This window comes from Brevundimonas sp. (genome assembly GCF_023259385.1).
Taxonomy (GTDB): Bacteria; Pseudomonadota; Alphaproteobacteria; order Caulobacterales; family Caulobacteraceae; genus Brevundimonas.
Genome location: NZ_JAHFPF010000272.1, coordinates 1 through 4,586, shown reverse-complemented (window position 1 = coordinate 4,586; position 4,586 = coordinate 1). Strand labels below are relative to the sequence as shown.

Below are 4,586 nucleotides of genomic sequence, written 5' to 3'. Positions count from 1 at the left end.
GGGGCTGGTCCATGACGGCGGCGAGGAAGGGCACGTTGTGGCCGACGCCGGCCAGGTGGGTGTCCTCCAGCGCGCGGGCCATGCCGGTCAGGGCCTCGTCGCGGGTCGGGGCCCAGGCGCACAGCTTGGCGATCATGGGGTCGTAGAACATGCTGATCTCGTCGCCCTCGCGGACGCCGGAATCGTTGCGGACGACATAGCCGTCCTCATGCTCGCCTTCCTCGGGCTGCTCGTAGCGGACCAGGCGGCCGATGGAGGGCAGGAAGCCGCGGTAGGGGTCCTCGGCGTAGATGCGGCTCTCGATGGCCCAGCCGTTGATCTTGAGGTCCTTCTGCTCGAAGGCGAGCGTCTCGCCCCAGGCCGAGCGGATCATCTGTTCGACCAGGTCGACGCCGGTGATCAGTTCGGTGACCGGGTGCTCGACCTGAAGCCGGGTGTTCATCTCCAGGAAGAAGAAGCTCTTGTCCTGGCCGGCGACGAACTCGACCGTGCCGGCCGAGTCATAGTTCACAGCCTTGGCCAGGGCGACGGCCTGGGCGCCCATGGCCATACGGGTGGCCTCGTCCAGCAGCGGGGAGGGGGCCTCCTCGATGACCTTCTGGTGCCGGCGCTGGATCGAGCACTCCCGCTCGAACAGGTGGACGACGTTGCCGTGCTTGTCGCCCAGCACCTGGATCTCGATGTGGCGCGGGTCGATGATGAATTTCTCGAGGAAGACCCGGTCGTCGCCGAAGGCGTTCAGCGCCTCGGCCTTCACGGCCGCGAAGCCCTCGGCCATGTCGTCGTCGGAGTGGGCGACGCGGATGCCCTTGCCGCCGCCGCCGGCCGAGGCCTTGATCATGACGGGGTAGCCGATCTCGCGGGCGATCTTCACCGCCTCTTCCGTCGATTCGATCAGCCCCATGTGGCCGGGCACGGTGGAGACCCCGGCGTCCTGGGCGAACTTCTTGGAGGTGATCTTGTCGCCCATGGCGTCGATCGCCTCGGGATTCGGGCCGATGAAGGCGATGCCCTCGGCCTTCAGGCGGCGCGCGAAACCGGCGTTCTCGCTCAGGAAGCCGAAACCGGGGTGGACCGCCTCCGCGCCCGTTTGACGCACCGCGTCCACGATCTTGTCCGCCAGCAGGTACGACTGGGCGGCGGGGGCGGGACCGATCAGGACGGCCTCGTCGGCCATCTCCACGGCCAGCGAACCGGCGTCCGCTTCCGAGTATACCTGCACCGTGGCTATGCCCATGCGGCGGCAGGTCTTGATGATGCGGACGGCGATTTCGCCGCGATTGGCGATCAGGATCTTCTTGAACATGAAGGCTCGACTGTGAAGCGGATGATCCGCCTGCGGAGGCGCTTCGCCCCGATTAGGCCGCGATCCGCAGGGAGTAAACCGGATGGGGGCGTTCATCCGAACGGGGTAGAGGCTTGGCAAGTCTGTCACCCTTGGGCTTTAACGTCGCCACGCCCTGTTCAATTCGGCTCCGGAGCCTGACTTCATGTCCCGTTTCCTACCCGCCGCGGCCGCCGCCGCACTGGTTCTCGCTGTCAGCGCCGGCTCCGCCTTCGCCCAGGATTTCCGCGCCCTGGCCCGCCAGGACCTGCAAGCGGCGCATGACGAACTGGCCGCCAACCACCCGGCGCCGGCCATCCCCGGCCAACCCAGCGTCGACTTCCGCGCCTGGCTGGACGCCGGGCTGCAGGACTCGCTGGGCCGGGTCAACCGCGTCAACTCGGGCGATTCCCACGCCTATCTGCTGCGCTACTACGCGGCGGGCTTCCGCGACTCGAACATCCAGATCGCCCCGACCTATGAAGGCCTCGGCCCGTATTTCGGCACGTCCTGGGCCGGTTTCGCCACCGGCTGGCGCGGCGGCAAATATGTCGTGACCTACGTCAAGCCGGGCCTGCGCGGCGCCAATGTGCCGCGCGTCGGCGACACGGTGGTGTCGTGCAACGCCACGCCGATCGAGGAGTTCGCCCGGGACAAGCTGGACCGCTGGGAAGGCAACCTGGACACCGAAGCCGGTCGCGTGACTTCGGCGCCCTACCTGACCTGGAACCGCAACAACCCGTTCGTGAACGGCGTGCCGTCGATCTGCGAGTTCGCCACCGGCAACCGCCGTCCGCGCGCCGTCACCCTGCGCCCCGAGCCGCTGGTCGCCGGCGACCTGGAAGCCGCCTACCGCGCCACCGTCTACATGCCGTCGGCGACCCCGCTGTCGGTCGAGACCGTCAACGGCCGCCCTTGGGTCAACGTCCACTCGTTCGCCGACTCGGCGGGCTGGGACGCCTTCAACTCAGCCGTTGAGGCCCAGGCCGCCCAGCTGCGCGGCCCGCAAGGCTTCGTGCTGGACCTGCGCGCCGCCTCGGGCGCCTCGGCCTACACCTCGACCGCGCGCGGCTATGGCCTGGCCAACCGCATCTGGACGCCGGAGTTCACCACCAGCCGCCAGCCCGCGGCCGGCGCCATCACCTACCGCGCCACCCCGGGCAACCGCACTTGGTACGCCGAGACCCTGGCCCTGATGCAGGCGGACCCGCGCTTCGCCGCCGAAGCCCCGGCCGTGATCGAGCAGACCGCCGCCATCGTGGCCGCCTTCGACGCCGCCATCGCCGCCGGCCAGCCGACCTTCACCCTTGAAGGCCGCGCCTCCACCGCCGACACGGGCGCCGCCAATCCGGTGCAGGGTCCGGTGATCGTCCTGGTCGACGCCGGCTGCTCGGGCGGTTGCCTGGACACGCTGGACCTGATCTCCAAGCTGCCGAACGTCCGCATCGCGGGCACGACGACGGCGACCGACACCATCTTCATCGAACCGACCACCCGTCGCCTGCCGTCGAACTATTCGGAGCTGAGCTACGGCCACAAGGCCTGGACCGCCCGTCCGCGCCCGAACAACACCCCCTACGCTCCGGCCGCCGGCCTGGTGTACACGGGCGACCCGGCCGACCAGGCCGCGGTTCAGGCCTGGGTGGGCACGCTGTTCGGGGGCTGAACCCGGTTTGAGTGAGACAAGGGGCCGGACAGGAAACTGTCCGGCCCTTTTCCTTGGAGGCTGGACCCGCAACCGTCCGCTTCCTATCTCCACGCCATGACCGACACGCACCGCTCCCCCTCCGGATACGACCTGACGCCGCCGGATGCGGTCGAGCGCGCGCGGCTGGAGGCGGACCTGACGGCCGAGGAGGCGCGGGTCCTGCTGTCGCACGGCACCGAGGCGCCGTTCTGCGGCGTGCTGCTGGGCGAGAAGCGGGCCGGGGTATTCTGCTGTCGGGAATGCGGCCTGCCGCTGTTCCGCGCCGGCACCAAGTTCGAGAGCGGCACCGGCTGGCCCAGCTTCACCCAGCCGGTGGACGAGACCCACGTCACCGCCATCACCGACACCAGCTACGGCATGGTGCGGACCGAGACGGTCTGCGCGCGCTGCGGCGGGCATCAGGGCCACGTCTTCCCCGACGGGCCGCCGCCGACCGGCCTGCGCTACTGCATCAACTCGGTGGCGCTGGAATTCGTGCCCGAGGGCGAACCGCTGCGCGATCCGTTGCAGCGTGGAGACGGAAACGCCTGACCTTGGCCTTATTCAGGGCTAGGGTGGGTTTGGTACAGGAGTAGGCGCATGGCGGTTTCCGCACTGATGATGGCCGCGGCCCTGATGGGCGGCGATCCCGACGGGGTGATGACGACCGCGCCGGCGACCAATGTCGACCTGACCGCCGTGACCCGGCCTGTGGCCCCGACCGCCGAGGGCGCAGCCCAGCAAGCCGCTGAGCCGCACAACCTGACCACGGACCAGCAGATCGACCGCTGGATCGCCGCGCGCGATCCGGAGGCCCGGCCCTACGCCAACGGCGTCGCCGCCGACCGCGACATCGGCGGCGTCCGCGACACTCGGGTGGACCGCAAGATGCACAGCGAGTTCACCGCCGGCATCGGCACCGGCGGCTATCGCGACTTCGGCATGGCCGTGACCCTGCCGATCGGCGAGAACGGCACCCTGGGGCTGAGCTACCGCCAGACCGAGAACAGCCCCTACGGCTATCGCTACCGCGGATACGGCTACGGCCGTTCGCCCTATTTCAACGACGGCGGCTACGCCTTCCCGGGCCGCTATGACGCCGAGATTCCGCTGGAGCACGAACGGCGCGTCGCCCGGCCGGACGGGTTGCCGCTGGGAACAGCCGCCGATTCGAACTTCTGAGATCAGGGGCCCGGTCGAAAGACCGGGCCCTTTCTCTTTCAGCTTCCCTTCGTCCGCCGTCCGAGCGAGGCCAGGACCGGCAGGACGATGAGGGTCAGCAGGGTGGCCGAGGTCAGGCCGCCGATGACGACGGTGGCCAGCGGCTTCTGCACCTCGGCGCCGGGGCCCCAGGCGAAGGCCATCGGGATGAAGCCCAGCACGGCGACGAGGGCCGTGGTCAGGACCGCGCGAAGGCGGCTGACGGCGCCGGCGACGGCGGCCTGGATCGGCGCCTCGCCGGCCTTGAGGCGCTCCAGAACCGCCTGCATCAGGACCAGGCCGTTGAGGGTGGCCACGCCGGAGACGGCGATGAAGCCGACCGCCGCCGAGATCGACAGGGGCATGCCCCGCGCC

General features: G+C 69.7%; 5 protein-coding genes. 3 read left to right on the top strand and 2 right to left on the bottom strand.

Going from position 1 to position 4,586, the window contains the following annotated elements:
- The coding region (locus Q0C81_RS16445; protein ID WP_291840473.1) for an acetyl/propionyl/methylcrotonyl-CoA carboxylase subunit alpha at positions 1-1,306 on the bottom strand (1,306 nt) is incomplete at its 3' end.
- Between the two features lie 184 nt (positions 1,307-1,490).
- On the opposite strand from Q0C81_RS16445, the gene Q0C81_RS16440 reads away from it, so the two are divergent.
- The 3 genes from Q0C81_RS16440 to Q0C81_RS16430 all read left to right on the top strand — a co-directional run bounded on the left by Q0C81_RS16440 (position 1,491) and on the right by Q0C81_RS16430 (position 4,193).
- Entirely contained in the window at positions 1,491-2,990 is a 1,500-nt protein-coding gene (locus Q0C81_RS16440) for a hypothetical protein (protein ID WP_291840470.1), read from the top strand.
- A 96-nt stretch (positions 2,991-3,086) separates the two neighbouring features.
- Entirely contained in the window at positions 3,087-3,563 is a 477-nt protein-coding gene (gene msrB / locus Q0C81_RS16435) for a peptide-methionine (R)-S-oxide reductase MsrB (RefSeq protein ID WP_291840468.1), read from the top strand.
- A 48-nt stretch (positions 3,564-3,611) separates the two neighbouring features.
- Positions 3,612-4,193, top strand: a complete 582-nt coding sequence (locus Q0C81_RS16430) for a hypothetical protein (protein ID WP_291840465.1) — start codon at positions 3,612-3,614, stop codon at positions 4,191-4,193.
- 38 nt (positions 4,194-4,231) lie between these two features.
- Here the strand turns inward: Q0C81_RS16430 and Q0C81_RS16425 are convergent.
- Positions 4,232-4,586 (bottom strand): efflux RND transporter permease subunit (locus Q0C81_RS16425; protein ID WP_291840462.1); only part of this gene is annotated, 355 nt, incomplete at its 5' end.